This is a genomic window from Chryseobacterium phosphatilyticum (assembly GCF_002899825.2).
Lineage (GTDB): Bacteria > Bacteroidota > Bacteroidia > Flavobacteriales > Weeksellaceae > Chryseobacterium > Chryseobacterium phosphatilyticum.
Genome location: NZ_PPED02000002.1, coordinates 179,650 through 198,962 on the forward strand (window position 1 = coordinate 179,650; position 19,313 = coordinate 198,962).

General features: G+C 36.9%; 13 protein-coding genes. 6 read left to right on the forward strand and 7 right to left on the reverse strand.

What is annotated here, in order from left to right; genetic code table 11:
* The first annotated feature begins 93 nt into the window (after window positions 1-93).
* Both C1631_RS07985 and C1631_RS07990 read left to right on the forward strand, forming a co-directional pair.
* The gene (locus C1631_RS07985; RefSeq protein WP_103247464.1) at window positions 94-5,115 is read left to right on the forward strand and encodes a GEVED domain-containing protein; all 5,022 of its coding nucleotides are present in this window, start codon (window positions 94-96) and stop codon (window positions 5,113-5,115) included.
* A 587-nt stretch (window positions 5,116-5,702) separates the two neighbouring features.
* On the forward strand, window positions 5,703-8,126 hold the full coding sequence (locus C1631_RS07990) for a GEVED domain-containing protein (protein ID WP_109711596.1): 2,424 nt from the start codon (window positions 5,703-5,705) through the stop codon (window positions 8,124-8,126).
* Between the two features lie 61 nt (window positions 8,127-8,187).
* On the opposite strand, the gene coaE is transcribed toward C1631_RS07990, so the two are convergent.
* The 4 genes from coaE to ruvB are packed head-to-tail and all read right to left on the reverse strand — an operon-like array spanning window position 8,188 to window position 11,382.
* Window positions 8,188-8,817, reverse strand: coding sequence for a dephospho-CoA kinase (gene coaE / locus C1631_RS07995; RefSeq protein WP_109711598.1), 630 nt, complete (start codon window positions 8,815-8,817; stop codon window positions 8,188-8,190).
* 9 nt (window positions 8,818-8,826) lie between these two features.
* On the reverse strand, window positions 8,827-9,693 hold the full coding sequence (locus tag C1631_RS08000) for an MBL fold metallo-hydrolase (RefSeq protein WP_103247059.1): 867 nt from the start codon (window positions 9,691-9,693) through the stop codon (window positions 8,827-8,829).
* Window positions 9,694-9,706: 13 nt separating this feature from the next.
* The gene (locus tag C1631_RS08005; RefSeq protein ID WP_103247060.1) at window positions 9,707-10,318 is read right to left on the reverse strand and encodes an FMN-binding negative transcriptional regulator; all 612 of its coding nucleotides are present in this window, start codon (window positions 10,316-10,318) and stop codon (window positions 9,707-9,709) included.
* Window positions 10,319-10,359: 41 nt separating this feature from the next.
* Window positions 10,360-11,382 (reverse strand): Holliday junction branch migration DNA helicase RuvB, encoded by a 1,023-nt coding sequence (gene ruvB, locus C1631_RS08010; protein ID WP_109711600.1) that lies wholly within the window; start codon window positions 11,380-11,382, stop codon window positions 10,360-10,362.
* 315 nt (window positions 11,383-11,697) lie between these two features.
* Here ruvB and hutI point away from each other — a divergent pair, with 315 nt between their 5' ends.
* From hutI to C1631_RS08030, 4 genes are all read left to right on the forward strand, one after another.
* Complete coding sequence (hutI, locus tag C1631_RS08015; RefSeq protein WP_109711602.1) at window positions 11,698-12,924, forward strand: imidazolonepropionase; 1,227 nt, start codon at window positions 11,698-11,700, stop codon at window positions 12,922-12,924.
* A 24-nt stretch (window positions 12,925-12,948) separates the two neighbouring features.
* Window positions 12,949-14,004: a DUF695 domain-containing protein gene (locus C1631_RS08020; protein ID WP_103247073.1), complete on the forward strand. Its 1,056-nt coding sequence runs from the start codon at window positions 12,949-12,951 to the stop codon at window positions 14,002-14,004.
* A 212-nt stretch (window positions 14,005-14,216) separates the two neighbouring features.
* A complete protein-coding gene (hutG, locus tag C1631_RS08025) occupies window positions 14,217-15,140 on the forward strand; it encodes a formimidoylglutamase (RefSeq protein WP_103247063.1) in 924 nt (307 codons plus the stop codon).
* A 138-nt stretch (window positions 15,141-15,278) separates the two neighbouring features.
* Window positions 15,279-16,571 carry an aldehyde dehydrogenase family protein gene (locus tag C1631_RS08030; protein ID WP_109711604.1) on the forward strand — a complete coding sequence of 431 codons (1,293 nt, stop codon included), beginning with the start codon at window positions 15,279-15,281 and terminating at the stop codon, window positions 16,569-16,571.
* 84 nt (window positions 16,572-16,655) lie between these two features.
* Here C1631_RS08030 and pyk read toward each other — a convergent pair whose 3' ends face one another.
* The 3 genes from pyk to rnc are packed head-to-tail and all read right to left on the reverse strand — an operon-like array spanning window position 16,656 to window position 19,309.
* The gene (pyk, locus tag C1631_RS08035; protein WP_103247074.1) at window positions 16,656-18,101 is read right to left on the reverse strand and encodes a pyruvate kinase; all 1,446 of its coding nucleotides are present in this window, start codon (window positions 18,099-18,101) and stop codon (window positions 16,656-16,658) included.
* Entirely contained in the window at window positions 18,094-18,567 is a 474-nt protein-coding gene (locus C1631_RS08040) for an IPExxxVDY family protein (protein WP_109711606.1), read from the reverse strand. Before C1631_RS08040 ends, pyk begins: the two co-directional genes overlap by 8 nt.
* Complete coding sequence (gene rnc / locus C1631_RS08045; RefSeq protein ID WP_109711608.1) at window positions 18,545-19,309, reverse strand: ribonuclease III; 765 nt, start codon at window positions 19,307-19,309, stop codon at window positions 18,545-18,547. The genes C1631_RS08040 and rnc overlap by 23 nt, the downstream gene beginning before the upstream one ends.
* Window positions 19,310-19,313: the final 4 nt, after the last annotated feature.

Sequence of the window (19,313 nt, forward strand, 5' to 3'; positions counted from 1 at the left end):
TTGATGATGTTTCATTGATTTGTATATTTTAATTGTATTATTTTAAATTAATGGTTAAATTTGTGAGATTAATATAAAATTCACGGAAAAATTATGAAGAAAATCTTTACTTCTCTTTTTTTCTTTTGTTTGTTTGTAATAGTTCAAGCACAATGGACATCGACAACGTTCGAAAGAAAAGGATTTAAAAATGGTTCGCAAACCACGAGCTATTATTCTTTAGATATTTCATTGTTAAAAGCTCAGCTGGAAAAAGCACCAGAAATGGGAAGAAATGCAAAACCTGTTACGATATCTTTACCAACTTTAGGGGGTAAAATTGAAAGGTTTGCAGTATATAGTTTTCCAGTTGTTGTCAAAGAACTGGCAGATCAATATCAATTGGGTTCGTATGTAGGAGCCGGAGTAGATGATCCTTCAAAATATGTGAGATTTAGCCTTGCTCCCAATGATTTTCAATCTATGATTTTTACTAAAGATGGGTCTGAATTCATTGAACCTGCGAATACCAATAAAACCATCTATGAAGTTCACCCGAAAACGGAAGGAGGTAAAGCAGGCTTTGTATGTTCTACTGAGGAAAGTACTCATGACAAGCATGAAATAAAAAAGCTTTATCAGCAAGGACAATCTTTTCAAAACCAACCCACAGATTTTGCCAGATCTTCAGATCGAAAATACAGAACATTAAGGCTGGCGATGTCGGTGACAGGTGAGTATACCCAATTTCACGGAGGAACAGTAGCAGGAGCTTTAACTGCTATTAACGCAACTCTAACCAGAGTTAATGGAGTTTTTGAAAAAGATTTTGCCCTTCATTTAAATTTACAAAATTTCCCTAATGTTATTTATACTAATCCTGCAACAGATCCCTATTCAGGTCCTGCTGCAGGGATGGGAGGTAATCCATTCAGTAATCCGGATGGATGGAGCCTTCAATTAAAAAATACACTTGAAACAAATGTTGGGCTTGCTAATTATGATATTGGGCATTTATTTGGTGCTTCAGGAGGAGGAGGAATGGCAGGATGTGTAGGATGTGTCTGTGAGGATGTAGCTGTCCCAAATCAAAGTAATGGTAAAGGTTCAGGATATACATCGCCTTCTAACGGGGTTCCACAAGGTGATACTTTTGACATAGATTTTGTAGCTCATGAAATGGGACATCAATTAGGAGGTTATCATACATTTACCTATCAGAACCAAGGAAATCAAGCGCAGATGGAACCTGGGTCAGGATCCACAATTATGGCTTATGCCGGTGTTGCGGATGCCCAAGGCGTTACCCCTCCTGCAGGCACTTCTTTTAATTTACAACAAAATAGTGATGCCTACTTTTTTAAGAAAAGTATAGACGATATTCAAGTTGTCTTATCACAAAAAGTATGTGATGTTGAAACTCCGGTAGCAAATAATCCACCGGTAATTGGGCCTCTTCCAACATACACTATTCCAAAAGGGACAGCCTTCGTACTTACCGCTTCGGTTACAGATGCAGAAAACGATCCTATGACTTATGCTTGGGAAGAAGTAGACCTGATGACAGGGCAGATTAATGCTGTTAATCTTGGAACAACCACGGAAGGCCCTTCCTTCAGGTCTTTAATGCCAACTACAAGTCCTACCCGCTATTTTCCAAGATTATCCTCTGTATTGGCTGGGGTTTTAAACAATTCGAATAACCTTTGGGAGGCTGTATCTACTGTGGCCAGAACTTCAAAATTTGCGATTACAGTACGTGATAATAATCCGGTGGCAAATCAGCAGCAAACACAAACAGCCGTTCAAACCATTACAGTAGGAAATAACGGACCATTTAAGGTCAATCCAACAACGGTTTATAATAATGGGCCTACAACCGTAACCTGGGATGTAGTAAATACAAATACAGCTCCTTATAATGCTGCTAATGTTAAAATAGATTTTACAACAGATAACGGAGTTACCTGGAACGTAGTGTCTGCTTCAACACCCAATGATGGAACTGAATCTCTGGATTTCAGCTCTTTCCCCCTTACGGTTGGAGGAACAGCAAAAATCAGGGTAAGTGCCATTAATAATGTTTTTTATGCCATAGGTACAGCTCCAATAGAAACATTACCTGTTTGTACATCTAATCCTCCGGGAGGTGTTCAGGTTACGACAACCACACAGACCACTGCAACTATTACATGGAATGCTTCGTACAATGCGACATATGTCGTACAATATAGAGTAGCGGGGACAACAGCGTGGACAACAGTTACACCGGCTCCGACAACAAATACAGTAACGCTTACGGGGTTAACAGCCGGAACCCATTATGAAGTTCAGATTGCAAATGTATGTGCGGGAGTGACGGGAAGTTTTTCCGCTATCACCATTTTCATGACTCCTTACTGTGCCGCAACTTCCAGTAATGCAAATAATGGATATATTTCAAATGTAACCGTAGCTGCCACCAACTCCTATACGATGAGCAATAACTCAGGAGCTAATAATTACACAGATTACTCTGCGGATACTGCAAAATTAATTACTCTTGTAAGAGGAACAACTACCAACAATATTTCTGTCGCTAAATCATGGCCCGCCAGTACGAGCAGTAAAGCAATAAGTGTTTGGATAGATTTTGATAAAAACGGTACATTTGATACTTCCGAAAGAATTTTAAATGGATCTAATAATACAACGACTCCGGTAACAGGTACATTTGTCGTACCTGCAACAGCATATGCCGGACCACTTACTACGCGTATGCGTGTATTGATGCGAAATACAAATAATCCGAGTCCATGTGGAAATTTCACTGATGGAGAAGTAGAAGATTACGCAGTGAAAATTATTGATATGCCGCAATGTACAAGTGCTGCACCTTCTAATATTACTATTACTAATCTTACTCCAACATCTGCCAATGTATCATGGGCTGCAACAACGGGAGCAACATATGTCTTGAGATGGAGAAAAGTAGGTACTACGGTATGGACAACCATAGATCCTGTGCCTGCTCCAATAAATAATTATACCATTTCAGGTCTGGAAGAACAGACTAAATATGAAGTTCAGGTGGCTACAAAATGTAATGGTGCTGCTCAGGGTGCATTTTCACCTTTACAACAATTCACCACACCAGCATTGTCATATTGTTCAATGACAGGTACAGGAACTAATGATCATATTTCAAACGTGACCGTTACTTCTGTGAATCCTGCATTACCTGTAATGACTAATAATTCTGTGCAAACCAACTACATCAGCTATACTACACCGGCAACCTTAATCACATTAGAAATTGGTTCTGTCAATAACAAAATATCTGTAGGAAAAGGATGGACAGGAGCCACCGGTAATACAGCTGTTGCAGCTTGGATTGACTTTAACAGAGACGGGCAATTTGACAATTCAGAAAGGATTATCAATTCTACAGCAAGTACCACAACGCCTGTCTCCGGTTTATTTGGAGTTCCTGCAAATGCATATTCAGGACCACTGACTACTACAATGAGAGTTGTATTGCAGCGTACGAGCTCTCCTACAATGTGTCAAAATGCAATTAATGGAGAAGTAGAAGATTATGTTGTAAGATTAAAGCCTTGTAGTACAGATACACCAACTGGGCTTTCATTCAATACTATAACTCATAATTCTGCTATAGTTAACTGGACGGGAGCTACGAACAATCTTACCTATCTCCTGCAATACAGAGTAATAGGAGCTGCTACCTGGACTGAGATATATGTTACAAATGTTCCGCATACATTAAATAACTTGCTTCCTTCTACTACTTATGAGGTTCAGGTTGCTGCCAATTGCGGAATTACGGCAGGGACATTTACTGCTATCAAAACATTTACAACAAGATGTGACCCTACTCCTCCTGGTATCACAGTCAGCTCTATTACAACAAATTCTGCTTTAATTACCTGGAATCCTAGTGTAGTGGGGGTTGCTTATACGATGAGGTGGAGAAAAGTAGGTACTGTAGGATGGCCAAATCCTGATATTCCTTTACCTGCTGCCCCTGTTAATACATATACTCTTGGTGGTTTAGACCCATATACAACTTATGAAGTACAGATTGCCAATAAATGTGCCGGAGAAACAACCTGGAATCCATATTCAAACCCGGCAGTATTTACTACAGAAAGAACTTGTGAGCTTCCGCCTCCGGGCTTAACAATAACTCAGCTATTGCCTACATCAGCAGAAGTAAAATGGGATCCTTTCCCTGGGGCAACTTATATTTTGAGATATAGAAAAGTAGGAATTCCAAGTTGGACAAATATTTCTGTCAATACCAATACTCATATTTTAACCGGATTAGCAGAGTTGACGAAATATGAGATGCAGGTGGCTAATATTTGTAACGGAACACCAGGTACATTTACCCCTCCTTACTATTTTACAACCCCTACTGTAATCTATTGCAAGATGGCTTCTGGAAGTTCTACTGGTGAACATATTGCAAAAGTAACGGTTAAACCAAATGGAAAACCTATGATGGAAAATGCCTCAGGAGCATCAACTTATACAGATTATACAGGAGTTCCTAAAACATTCATTGAGTTAATTCAGGGGTCTACGGATAATGAAATCATTATTGAGAAAAAATGGACCGGTAATACATATAATGAAGGAATTGCAGTATGGATCGACTTCAACAGAAATGGAGAGTTTGATATTAACGAAAGAGTATTCACCTCACCTCCAAATACGACATCCCCGGTATCAGGAAAATTCAATGTACCTGTTGATGCTTTTGTTAGTATGACGGATTATAAATATGTGGTAATGAGGATAGCTATGCAGAGAGATGGTGTTCCGGTGAATTGTCTAAACTTTAAAAATGGTGAAGTGGAAGACTATTCTGTAAGAATTTCCAGAAAAGGTATTCCTAGCCCTATTGATCAGACAGGTATATTAATTTATCCTAACCCTGTAAGTTCAATACTATATGTAAAAAATATCAGCAAAAAAGCCAAGTATAAAATTTACAATGCCGTAGGGCAAATTATTGCTGATGGTATTCTCTTGAATAATCAGATTAATGTAAGTAAACTGATTAACGGTGTTTATGTATTGGATGTAGATGATAACGGAAATACTGCTCAGAAGAAATTTATAAAAGAATAATTAACTTAAGATAGAATAAGCCTCCATGCCTGGAGGCTTATTTTTTAATTAATAATTCAATTGATTTGAAAAAAATAATTTAATAGATCTGTGTTGTTTTATTTTTTCAATCAAATGACTTTATTTATATTAAATTAATATCTATTATTCTTTTTGATTGTTTTATTGTAAATAATTATGTATTTTAGTTACATTAATGCAATGTGTGTTGGGGCAGTGAAAAATATTCTCTTTTTCTTACTAAAATAATGATTCTTAACCTTAATGCTCTCCAACCAGAGAATTGATAATGGTTGTAAGTCAGAAAGATTATTTATGATTAAAATGAAAAAAACACTAAAAGATGATAAATGAGTACAACCTTTTTTATAATCTTTTTTACAGAATGTACACAAGAAAATTTTAAAAATAATATACTTTATGAATAAGTAGGGATCAAATCGATTGTGAAATATTTATAATATGATTTGGTGCTGATATTTGATCATTAAAATAGCGAATTAGTCAAATTCCGGTAATAAAAAGGAATTCCGGGGGCTATGATACGAAAGAAATTTATTTAAAGGATAATTAAATATAAGTAAACGATGACAAAAAAATACTTTTTTTTAATAGTACTTCTATGGTTTGTTACTATCGGCTTGGCATTCCAATCATGTACTACACCAAGTTTGCCATACAGTCAGGATTTTACAGCCAATGATGGTAATTTTACTTTTGTTAATTCACAGCAGACCAATAAATGGTTTTATGGTAGTGCAGCCGGAAACCCTCCTAATGCTATTTATGTATCGGATAGCAATGGGAACTCAAACACCTATAATATAATTGCACCCAGTGTTACCCATGCTTATGTTGCTATTTCTATCCCGACCGGAACAACTATTTGTAATTTATCATTCGATTGGAAGGCGGCAGGGGAAGATTTGGAAGACTATTTAAGAGTATGGCTGGTTCCCTCGTCTTATACACCTACGGCGGGTTCACAAATTACAACAGGATCCGGAAGAATCAGGATAGGTAATGACTTCAATCAACAAACCGGCTGGCAGACGTACCTTAATTCCAATTTGAATCTGAGTAGCTTTGCAGGGGGAACCATGCGCCTGGTTTTCGAATGGAGAAATAATGGAAGTGGAGGGATTCAGCCTCCCGGAGCTATTGATAATATTATGCTCAATAGCTGTCTTATCCCTAATCCGATATCGGTATCTCCAATATCAGCTACGGCTGCTACTCTCAATTGGGCTGTTCCTTCTGCTGTTCCTGCAGGGGGATATGAATATTATCTTTCGGGTCTAAGCACTCCACCTAATAGCGCAAGCATTCCAACAGGAAGCTCAGTTTCCACTACCGTAAATGTATCCCAATTGCTGCCCAATACAACGTATTATTGGTGGGTACGCTCTGTGTGTTCTTCTTCAGGCAAGAGTCCCTGGGTACAAGGTCCCAATTTTACGACGCTTAGTTGTGGCACTGTCGCTCCGGTCGTAACAGTGAGTGGAGTTACTTTTAATTCCGCTACGATAAGCTGGCCGGTAACTAATAATGCAGAATCTTATTCTATAAAATACAGACCTGTGGGTACTACAACCTGGACTATAGTAAATCAACCGGCAGCTGTTCCCCCATTGACGACTAATACTTTGAATTTACTTAATAGTTTGTTACCAGATACATTATATGAAATAGAAATTGCCATAGTATGCAATAATATAACGGGAGGATATTCTCATAATGAATTCTTAACAGAATGTAGTCCTGTGCCTCCTAACGTGACAATTGGAAATGTTACCACAAATTCAGCTTTGATAACATGGAGTCCATTAGCATTGAACCCTATATATCTAATGAGATGGAGAGAAGTCGGAACACAGCAATGGAATTCTGTAAACCTACCTCTTCCACCTGTGAATACATTTGTTCTGACAGGACTAATCAGCAACAAAACCTATGAAATTCAAATTGCTAATACCAAATGCCTACCTGTTACATACTCAAATTCAAAAGTATTTACTACCGAGAGAGTATGTGAATTACCACCTCCAGGATTAACGATTACTCAACTTTTACCAACTAAAGCAGATGTTAAATGGGATCCCTTTCCGGGAGCAACTTATATTTTAAGGTATAGAAAAGTAGGAATTCCAAGCTGGACGGAAGTGGCAACATCCGTAAATAATGTGGTATTGACGGGGTTGATAGAAATGACCAAATATGAAATGCAGGTAGTAAATATCTGCAATGGGATAGCAGGTGCGTACAGTCCTTTATATTTTTTTACAACTCCTACTGTGGTTTATTGTGGTATGGCTTCAGGAAATTCAGCCGGGGAGCATATTGCAAAGGTTGTTGTTAAACCAAAAGAAAAATCTATAATGGAAAATGCTTCCGGAGCATCTACTTATACAGATTATACAGGGGTTTCTAAAACGTTCATTGGACTGATTCAAGGATCTATTGATAATGAAATTATTGTTGAAAAGAAATGGACAGGCACTACTTATGATGAAGGTATTACAGTATGGATTGACTTCAATAGAAATGGAGATTTTGACATCAACGAAAGAATATTCAATTCATCTCCCAATAGGATATCTCCGGTATCAGGTAAATTCAATGTGCCTCAGAATGCTTTTGTAAGCATGACAGATCATGAATATGTAGTCATGAGAGTTGCTATGCGAAGAGGAGGCATTCCTTTGAATTGTACAAATTTTACAAATGGAGAAGTTGAAGACTATAAAGTGAAAATTTCTAAAAATATAATACCTAATCCGGTTAATCAAAATGATATCCTATTTTATCCTAATCCGGTACACACCATTTTACATGTGAAGAATATCAATCCAAAAGCTGATTACAAAATTTATAATGTTGATGGGCGGGTGGTCACAAATGGTATTCTCCTGAATAATCAACTGGATGTGAGTAAGCTTATTAATGCTGTTTATGTAATAGAGATTAATGATAATGGTACAATAGTACAAAAGAAATTTGTTAAAGAATAGATGAGATACCCGGGATAATTACAATAAAAAACTCGTTAGAGAGATCTAACGAGTTTTTTATTTACTCAATACTAAAAACTACTTTTTCAGTCTGTTCTTTTAATTCTTCCAGATTAGTATTGTTATAAATAATACAATCTGCTATTTTTATTTTATCTTTTTCAGGCATTTGCTTTTCCATAACGGATTGTACTTCACGGTATGTTTTATCATCCCTGTCCATTACTCTTTTGATTCTGATATTATCTTCTGCGGTGACTAAAAGAGATTTGTAACATTGTCTGTTGAGTTTGAGTTCAAACAGTAATGCTGTTTCTTTAAAAACCAGATATTTGGTTTGCTTTTTAACCCAGTTTTCAAAATCAATGCGTACTGCGGGATGGATGATCTCATTTAATTGTTGAAGTAGCTCCCTGTTATTGAAAACTTTATCCGCAACATATTTTCTGTCATACCTGCCGTTTTCATCATATGATGCATCACCTAGTAAATCCTTTATTTTAATTTTAAGTTCTTCACTGTCATTAACAATGGTTTTTGCTCTGTCATCAGAATAATAAACGGGAAATCCGAATTCTTCAATAAAATGAGCCACTGTTGTCTTTCCTGATCCGATTCCTCCTGTTAATCCAATAATCTTGGGCGCCGGTTCCGGTTCCGGTTGTTGTGCTTCTGAATGTAATTCTTCCATGATTAAAAATTAATATCCAAAAACATCATTTAAACTAAACGTCTCATCCAGCCTTACCCCTTTTTCCGTCATTTTAAGACTTCCCAGCTCGTTGTGAGCATCATGTTCGAAAAACAATAAATATTCATTGTCTACACACTGTTTCAGAAATTTTCCTTTTTCTTCCATCGTCAAAAGAGGTCTTGTATCATATCCCATTACATACACAGGGTTGATATGCCCTGCAGTAGGTATAAGATCTGCAGCAAAAACAATTGTTTTTTCCTGATACTGAATAACCGGAAGCATTTGCTTTTCTGTATGACCGTCTACAAAAATAACATCCATTTTCAGGTCCGGAGCAAATCCGTAATTGCCGGTTGTTGGAAGAGGTAAAAAGTTCAATTGTCCACTTTCCTGCATCGGAAGAATATTTTCTTTCAGGAAACTTGCTTTCTCTCTTGCATTAGGTTCTGTAGCCCACTGCCAATGATTTTCATTTGTCCAGAATTGTGCATTTTTAAATGCAGGTCTGTATCCTGTTCTGTCATCATTCCATTCAATAGCACCACCACAGTGGTCAAAGTGAAGGTGAGTAAGGAAAACATCGGTAATATCTTCCTTTACAAAACCATATTTTTTTAGATTTTTATCAAGGCTGTCATCTCCCCAAAGAGAATAGTGGCCAAAGAATTTATCATCTTGTTTATTTCCAAGACCACAATCTACCAGAATAAGCTTCTTGCCGTCTTCAATAAGCAGGGAACGGGTTCCCAGTTCGATTAAGTTTTTTTCGTCTGCAGGATTGGTTTTTTCCCACAGACTCTTTGGGACGACTCCGAACATCGCACCGCCGTCCAGTTTAAATTTTCCACATTGTATTGGATATAACTTCATATGTATATTTTGATTATTTCTTTATTAATTTCATTTTTTCAGCAATTTTACGGGCATTCTCATCCGATTGCTCAAGTTGTGTAATAATGTTTTGAAAATCATTTTCTTTCCTGTTCTGAGATAGCTTTTGTTTGATAAATATCTCAGTTGGAATGACTTTAATTCCGAAAGCTCCTTTCATTTCCTTTTCCACAAATTCTTTTCCCATCTCTTTCATCATCATGGGGCACTGCTGAAACTTTTCATATTTCGAAGTTAACGTATCTAAATGAGTATAAAGTTCCTCATTATTCATCAGTTCTACTTTTCCATTGATTTGTACTGCTTCATAATTCCATGTCGACACATTAATGTGATCATACCAGCTACTGGAAATATAAGTGTGAGCCCCTAAAAAATCACAAAGTACTTCATCCCCGTTTTTTAGGGTTTTGGCTTGCGGATTAGCTCTTGAAATATGTGTTTCAATATAAACATTTTCCGGATCATTTTCATTCAGCATCATCATAGAGTGAGTGGCACGGAGTTTATCAACAGAGGAAATCAGCAAAGCAAAAGAATTTTCGCTTATAATTTCTCTCATCACATTTACATCTTCGCTTTTGTATAATTTAGGTACAAACATTAGCTTTATTGAACATTACATTTTAAAATATCAGCCTGGAATCAGAAAAGTTCTCCGGGACTTTTAGGTCTCGCAATATTGAGATGCTGATAGGCTTTTTCAGTTACTTCTCTTCCTCTCGGCGTTCTGATAATAAAACCTTCCTGGATCAGAAACGGTTCATACACTTCCTCCAGGGTTTCAGGATTCTCACCGATAGAGGTAGCCAGAGCAGAAATACCTACAGGTTTTCCTCTGAAATTTTCAATCATCACTCGCATAATTTTATTGTCCATTTCATCAAGACCAAATTCATCTACGTTAAGAGAATTCAAAGCATACTTTGTAATATTGATCTCAATTTCACCATTTCCTTTGATTTCAGCAAAGTCGCGTACTCTTCTTAATAATGCATTAGCAATCCTTGGAGTTCCACGGCTTCTTCTTGCAATTTCTATGGCGGCATCTTCATAAATAATGACACCCAGAACCCTGGCACTTCTCTGAATAATCATTGATAAAAGTTCAATAGAATAATACTCCAGTCTGCTTTGAATACCAAATCTGGCAAGCATAGGTTTAGTAAGCATACCACTTCTGGTTGTCGCTCCTACAAGGGTGAAAGGATTGAGTCCGATCTGAACACTTCTTGCATTAGGACCTGTCTCCAGCATAATATCAATTTTATAGTCTTCCATAGCGGAATACAGATACTCTTCTACAACGGGAGAAAGACGGTGAATTTCATCAATAAAAAGCACATCATTTTCTTCCAGATTGGTTAATAAACCGGCTAAACTTCCTGGTTTATCCAATACAGGTCCTGAAGTAATCTTACAGTTGACCCCCAGCTCATTGGCAATAATATTCGCAAGGGTGGTTTTTCCAAGGCCCGGAGGACCATGTAAAAGAACATGATCAAGCGCTCCACCACGTCTTTTGGCAGCGGAAACAAAAACTTCAAGGTTCTCCAGCGTTTTTCTCTGTCCCGCAAAATCTTTAAAGCTTTGGGGGCGGATTTGCTCTTCCTGCATCAGCTCCTCGCGTGAGTAGTTTTCCTTATCTGGATGTAAAAAATCTGGCATTAATTCATTTCATTTACCTCAAAGATAGGAAATTTAGGTTAAGATTGAAGGGGAGATTGCGAAAAGGTTTGAGGTTTAAGCAAACACGAAGAGGAAGAAAGTTTATAAAACAGAGCAAGTTGAATATATTGAGATATTTTAAGTATTTTTGAAATGAAAAATTAAATTTGAATTGCGAAGTCAATGATTAATGTACATGATAGGGATTTCTTCGGCATGACAAAACTGTACCTATATTTTATTATACTGAAGAAATCCTAACCATGTAAAATTGTCGAATAAAGTAATTCATCTCTAAACCCATAGCCTGAATAAATGAAATTAATAGGACCATTTAAGCAAGTTGTGACACTTGCCAATTTACCATTAAGAGGAAAATTGAGCGATGAACAACTGGAAATCATTACGGATGGAGGAATTGTAGTTGATAACAATACCATTCAGAAAGTCGGAAATTTTGAAGCATTAAAAAATGAAAATCCAACAATAGAGATTGAACAGTTGGACGGAGAGCAAATTGTGCTTCCTGCCTTTGTAGATTCGCATACTCATATTTGTTTTGGGGGAAATCGTGCCAATGATTTCGCGATGCGTAATGCAGGGAAAACTTATCTGGAAATTGCTGAAAGTGGAGGGGGCATCTGGAGCTCAGTACAACACACAAGAAATGCGTCAGAAGACGAATTATTAAGAACTTTATTAGAGAGAATTCATTTCCTGGTTGAGTTGGGAATTACGACCATTGAAGTAAAAAGTGGTTACGGACTGGATGTGCAAAATGAGCTTAAAATGCTTAGAATTATTAAAAAAGCGCAACAGGAAACAAGAGCAACCCTAGTTCCGACCTGTCTTTCTGCCCATTTGAAGCCAAGAGATTTTGAAGGAAGTAATCCCGAATATCTGGACTATATTCTTACTCAGATTTTGCCAAAAGTAAAAGAAGAAAATCTTGCCAGCCGTGTGGATATCTTTATTGAGAAATCAGCATTTCAACCGGAAGAAAGTAAAGCGTTTTTACTTAAAGCTAAAGATTTAGGTTTTGAAATTACTGTTCATGCAGACCAGTTCACACCGGGAAGTTCCCGAATTGCCATAGAAGTAGGAGCGAAATCAGCAGACCATCTGGAAGCAACAATTGATGAAGATATTCAGTTTCTGGCAGAATCCAATACAGTGGCTACAGCACTTCCGGGAGCAAGTTTAGGACTGGGCGAAAAATTTACCCCGGCAAGAAAATTACTGGATGCAGGAGCTATTGTAGCTATTGCAAGTGACTGGAATCCCGGATCTGCTCCAATGGGGAATTTAATTACCCAGGCCTCCATTTTAGCAACTTTCCAAAAACTGACAACTGCAGAGGTTTTGGCCGGAATGACTTTTCGTGCAGCTTTTGCCCTTAATCTTGAAGACAGAGGGATATTGGAGGCAGGTAAGAAAGCTGATTTTGTCACTTTTAAAACGAATAATTTCCAAAACGTACTTTATAACCAGGGAAGTGTAAAAGCTGAGCATATCTATATTGACGGGAATATTGTTGATTAATTACAAACAATTGTGGTAAAGGCTATGGAGGAAAAACAGTATACAGATTTTTGGAATTGGTTTTTAACACACGAAAAAGACTTCTACCAGATTGTTAAAGAAGGAGGGCAGGGAACCATTGAAAAAGATTTTTTTGAGATCATTGCTTCTAAGCTGAACAATATAAAGGATGGATATTACTTCCTGACAGGAATGTCTGATGATGTAACCGCTGAGCTGATTATTACCGTAGACGGAGAAATAGCAAATATAGTCTTTGCGGAAGAATTGATTGAGGCAGCTCCTAAAATGGGCCATTGGAAATTTACAGCCTTAAAGCCGGCAATGGATATTCAGAAAGTTAGTGTTGGGATGGGAGATTATTCGTTCTCAAAAGATAATATTTCTTTCTATTCTAATGAACTTGAAGATTATCAGGATGAAATTGATCTTGTTTTTGTGTATCATGGTAATGCTAAGAATAAAGACGCCATCACCACCGGAGTTTGTCTGTTTTTAGATAACTTTTTAGGAGAATTAAACTTTGCGACACAAATTGATACATTCAGAGTGATAGGAATAGATCAGGCTGAAAAAGACCTTGTTCCTATTGAAAAACTACAGGATTTTCTATTATGGAGAGAAAGAGAATTCACTGAAAAATATAAAAGTGTTAAAAGAACTGATGACGAGGACGAGTTTTCTATCCTTAGAGCTGATCTTGAAAATGGCAGACCACTCATTGCCTGCATGAATATGCACTTGCTGGAGTATGATGCAAAAGCTTCCTATCCATGGATTTCAGTACTTAAATTTCATTATAATGGTGATCATAATGATGGTCTTCCTGAAAAAGATGATTTTGAAAAATTAAGTGATATCGAAGATCTGGCTATTGAAGAATTAAAAGTACACGGATATTTATATATTGGGCGGGAAAGTGCGGATAACATCAAAGAAAGTTATTTTGCAGGCAAGGATTTCAGAAAGATCTCTAAAGTTTTTAATATCATAAAAAGAAACAATCCGGAGTATAACATCTCAGTGAGAATTTTTAAAGATAAATACTGGCAATATTTTAAATATTATACCGGGAAGTAAAACACGCAGAAAGACTTTTGGGAGATGAGTTAGGGAAAGATAAATGAAATGTTTATAAGCCGTAATGATAGCATCGATATAGAATAAAAGACAACTATCGTTTTAATAATGAATTCTTTACATAATATGTTAAAGTCACTTTTATTTCTAAACAATATTAGCTAGCTTTACTGGAGATAATGATGCAACTAAAATTGAATCTTTAAAGAATTATGTTTCAAAATATTTGGCAGGGTAGATTGGATGGAGAAGAACTTCTCTTCCATAGACTATTTCAGAGAGTACAGGAAGAACACAATTATGACAATGTTTCAACGAATGATTTCGTTTTGCATGGTTTTGCCGTGGATGAAGGAGTCAGGAGAAACAAGGGCCGTCAGGGGGCCAAAGAGGCACCGGATGTGATCAGGAAAAATATGTCTAATTTCCCGGTGATTATTCCTGATTTCTCATTGCTTGATTTTGGAAATATCACCTGTGAAGATGGCAATTTAGAGAATGCTCAGAATAACCTTGCCAAAAATGTTTCTAAGGTCCTTTTAAAGGGAGGAAAATCTCTTGTCCTGAGTGGAGGGCACGAAGTTACTTATGCGCACTATCTGGGGGTAAAAACTGCCTTTCCTGAGCAAAAAATTGGAATCATTAATATTGATGCCCATTTTGATAACAGGCAACCTGAAAATGGAATAGGCCCAAGTTCAGGAACCGGATTCTGGCAGATTGCTCAGGAAGGCCCTATCAATTCTTTACATATCGGAATTCAGAGAAACTCAAATACCCTAAAACTTTTTGATACCGCTCATCAATATGGAATGAAATACATCCTTGCAGATGAACTCTTTTTTGAGAATCTTCCCTCAATCTATCAACGTATCGATGATCTGTTGAACAATGTTGATTTCGCCTATTTAACCATTTGTATGGATGTTTTTAATGCATCGATCGCTCCGGGGGTTTCTGCTTCCGCATATAATGGTATCTTTGCAGATGCAACCTTTATGCATTTTTACAGGCATATTTTAAAGAATAAAAAACTGGTTGCACTTGATGTGGCTGAAGTAAACCCGTCTTTTGATATTCAGGACAGGACGGCAAGACTGGCAGCATGTCTTGTGAATGAATGGTTAATGATGTAAGATAAAATTATATTCTTCCGATAGAGAAAATCACTATTTTATAGAGCCCTAAGGAACAGAATTTGCTGATTTTATCCGTGCTTTTAAATTAAAAGCGCTCATAAATTCATTAACTGAATTTAAAACAGAAATTATATTATGGAACAAGTAATTGAAAGCAAGCTTATTAAAGCAGATAAAGCGTTTTCAGTATGGAGAAAAGTGCCGTTTGAGGAAAGGCAGAAGTTAATTGCAAAAGCAGCAGAAATCTTAAAAAATAATTCAGAAAAATTTGGCAGAATCATTACCACTGAAATGAATAAACCCATCTCGGAATCGATTGCTGAGGTTGAGAAGTGTGCACTGATGATGAATTATTATGCCGATGCAGAGAATATTTTAAAGGCCGAGAAAATTGAATCTGAATTTGCTTATTCAGAAGTTCATTATGTTCCTAAGGGAGTTATTTTGGGAGTCATGCCTTGGAATTTTCCTTTCTGGCAGGTATTAAGATTTGCTACTCCTGCAATTCTGGCAGGAAATACAGTCGTATTAAAGCACGCTTCAATTTGTTTTGGAAGTGGAAATGCAATTGAAGAAGTTCTTTTGGAAGCAGGTTTCCCGGAAGGTGTTTTCCAGAACTTAGAAGTTGGTCATAAAGCTGTAAAAGAAATTCTTGAGCACGATACTGTAAAAGGAGTGAGTCTTACAGGCAGTGGAAAAGCAGGAGGTGAAGTGGCTTCTATAGCTGGTTTAAATATCAAAAAATCCTTACTTGAATTAGGAGGAAGTGATGCTTTTATCATCTTTGAAGATGCTGATCTGGAAAGCGCTGCAAAAGCCGGGGTCAAGTCAAGGCTGCAAAACTGTGGGCAAACCTGTACTGCAGCAAAAAGATTTATTATTGATGAAAAAGTGGAAGAGGACTTCTTACCTATCTTCATCGAAGAATATAAAAAATATGAAATAGGAGATCCTCTAAACAGGGAAACTAAATTAGCCGGAATGGCCAGACCTGATCTTGCTGATGAGCTTGAAGCACAATTCAACAGAGCTCTGGAAAATGGGGCGGAAATTATTATTCCTTTAGAAAGAATCTCAGAAAATGAATTTAAACCAGGTTTAATTCGGGTTCAGGAAGGAAACCCAATTCTAAAAGAAGAACTTTTCGGACCTCTTGGAATGGTGATGATTGCTAAAAGCGATGAAGAAGCGTTGCAGATTGCCAATGATATTCCTTTCGGACTTTCAAATTCTGTCTGGACTCAAGATAAGGCTCGCCAATTATTCTTTATTGAAAACCTTGAATCCGGAACTGTAAACATTAACAGAATGACAAGTTCCGACCCGCGTTTTCCATTCGGTGGATCAAAGGCTTCGGGGTATGGAACAGAGTTGTCTCTACTGGCCTTGAAGGAATTTGTAACAGCAAGAACGATTGTAGGTAATTAACGCATTTGCACTTATGATAAAAAAGACTCCCGGAAATTAATTTCCGGGAGTCTTTTATACTTTAACAAAAAGTAATTTTGCTTATTATACAGTCGTCAATCTAAGCGTATTTGTTTTTCCACCTTCATACGACGGAGTTGCATTGATGTTGATAACGAAGTCACCTGTTTCAATATAACCGTAGTTGTGTGTCAGCATATTTACCTGAATGATTGTTTCGTCAGTAGATTTTTTCATGTCATAATAATAGGCATGTACTCCCCAAAGAAGGTTCAGCATCGTAATGACTCTTTTATTTCCACTGTAAACAATGATTTGCGAATTGGGTCTGTGCGCTGCTAACTGGAAAGCTGTATATCCAGAATGGGTAAGGGTTACAATAGCCGAAACATTAGTCGTTTTAGCAATTCTTACCGCTGCAAGACATACTCTATTGGTAATGAATCTCTCATCAATACAGTTATAGTCCTTCTCAATCGGCTCATTTTTATGTTGGTAGAAATGAGTGGTTTCAATGTTCTTTACAATTTTAGCCATATTTTCCACAACCTGTACAGGATATCTACCTACGGAGGTTTCTCCGGAAAGCATTACGGCATCAGCACCGTCCAATACAGAGTTGGCAACATCATTAACCTCGGCTCTTGTTGGTGTTAAGCTGTTGATCATGGTTTCCATCATCTGTGTTGCGATGATAACAGGTTTAGAGAAGAATCTTGCCTTTTCTACCAGATTTTTCTGGATGGCGGGAACTTCCTCCATCGGAACTTCTACTCCCAGATCACCACGAGCAACCATTAATCCATCACATTCAACTAAAATTTCTTCAATATTTTTAACCCCTTCCGGTTTTTCAATCTTCGCAATGATCGGAGTTTTGAACTTACCGTTTGGATGTTTAGCAATTAATTCTTTTAAATCAATGATGTCCTGTGCATGACGGACGAAAGAAAGGGCAATCCAGTCTACCTCCATGTCCATCATGAAGTTAGCGTCCTGAACGTCTTTCTCTGTCAATGCAGGAAGAGATACCTGAGTATTAGGAAGGTTAACTCCTTTTTTAGAACTTAGTGGTCCCCCCTGAATTGTTTTAGCTTTTACCGTATCCTTTTCATTTGTTTCAGTAACCTCCAATACAAGCTTACCATCATCGATAAGGATTCTTTCCCCTACTTTTACATCTTGAGGAAACTGTTGGTAAGTCATATAAACCTTGGTAGAATCACCTTCCATCTTTTCATTGGTGAAAGTAAGTATATCTCCAGGGTTTAAGTAAGACCCTTCTTTTACAACACCTACTCTTAGCTTCGGTCCCTGAAGATCTCCCAGAATACCCACTGAATACCCATACTCGCTGTTTAGTTCTCTAATTATTTCAATATTTTTTCGAACTAAGTCGTAATCTGCATGTGAAAAATTTATTCTGAAAATATCAACACCCGCTTTCATTAAATCTAACATTACCTCCTTCGACGATGAAGCAGGCCCTAGTGTTGCGATAATTTTTGTCTTCTTTAAATACTTATTCATAATATTGGATAATTTGATAAAGTTCTTCATCAGAACTCAGTGTATAATCTTGAATTGGAAACACAAGATTTTCAGGGAGCAAAATTACGGAAAAATCAGGAAACTGTTCCGAACTATGCAGAATATATTCTACATCTACCTGATTATTTAATAAAAATTTAATGTTTTCTTCTTCTGTAAAGAGCTCAGTCTGAACTTTTTTTTGCTTACTTTCAGAAGATTTGTTTGAAATAAAGGTAAAAGCTGTCTTTGAAAACTTGTGGTAGCCCTCAAATCTTGGAAAAAAATAATCATAATAATCCCCATGAAAGACAAGATCTTTCTTTCTTGAGAAACTGAGGTTGTTACTTTGATTTATTTTATAGAAAAACTCATGAGCGGGTATATCTTTTGCTAATCTTACCAATCCTATGGCAATATCTTCAAATTCTATATCATCCAGATCATAAAGTTTTTGAATTTCCAAGTATATTTTCTTTTTTATTTAAAATATAAAATGCCCTTTGTGCCGCCTTTTCCTCTGCTTTCTTTTTAGAAGTTTCTACTGCATTAGCAATCTTTTCTTCTCCCAGCCATACATGGCACCTGAAGACGACCGATTTATTAACCTGCACTTCTTCACAGGTTTCATACTTTATATTGACCTTCTTTTTCTGACTCCATTCAAGCAGGAGACCTTTGTAGCTGACAATTTTGTTTTCAAGTTTATTGATTTCAGAAGGCGTCAGCAGTTTTTCCAGAATGATCTTTCTGCAAGTATCATATTGGAAATCAAGGTAAACAGCACCTATTAAAGCTTCAAATAAGTTTCCGCAGATGTTTTCCCCTAAAGCTGCAGAACTGTTTTGCTTTTGCAAAAGGTTGGTAAGTTTAAGGTCTTCTCCTAATTTATTAAGGTTTTTCCTATTAACAATCTTAGATTTCATCTGAGTCAGATACCCTTCATTAGCCTGAGGATAGGTCTGGAACAAATGACAAGAAATAATTGTACCCAAAACAGAATCTCCCAAAAATTCAAGTCTTTCATAATTGCTGTCTTGATTTTTAGAAGAATTTTTCAAAGAAAAAGCCTCACGGTAGAGAGCAATATTTTGAACCTCTGTACCTAGCACTTTATTAAGTTCGGTACTGAGAAAATAATCTCTTTCCGTTAGCTGTCTTTTTCTTTTTTTGAGAAGGAATTTAGAAAAGTATTTCTGTAACTCCATTCAT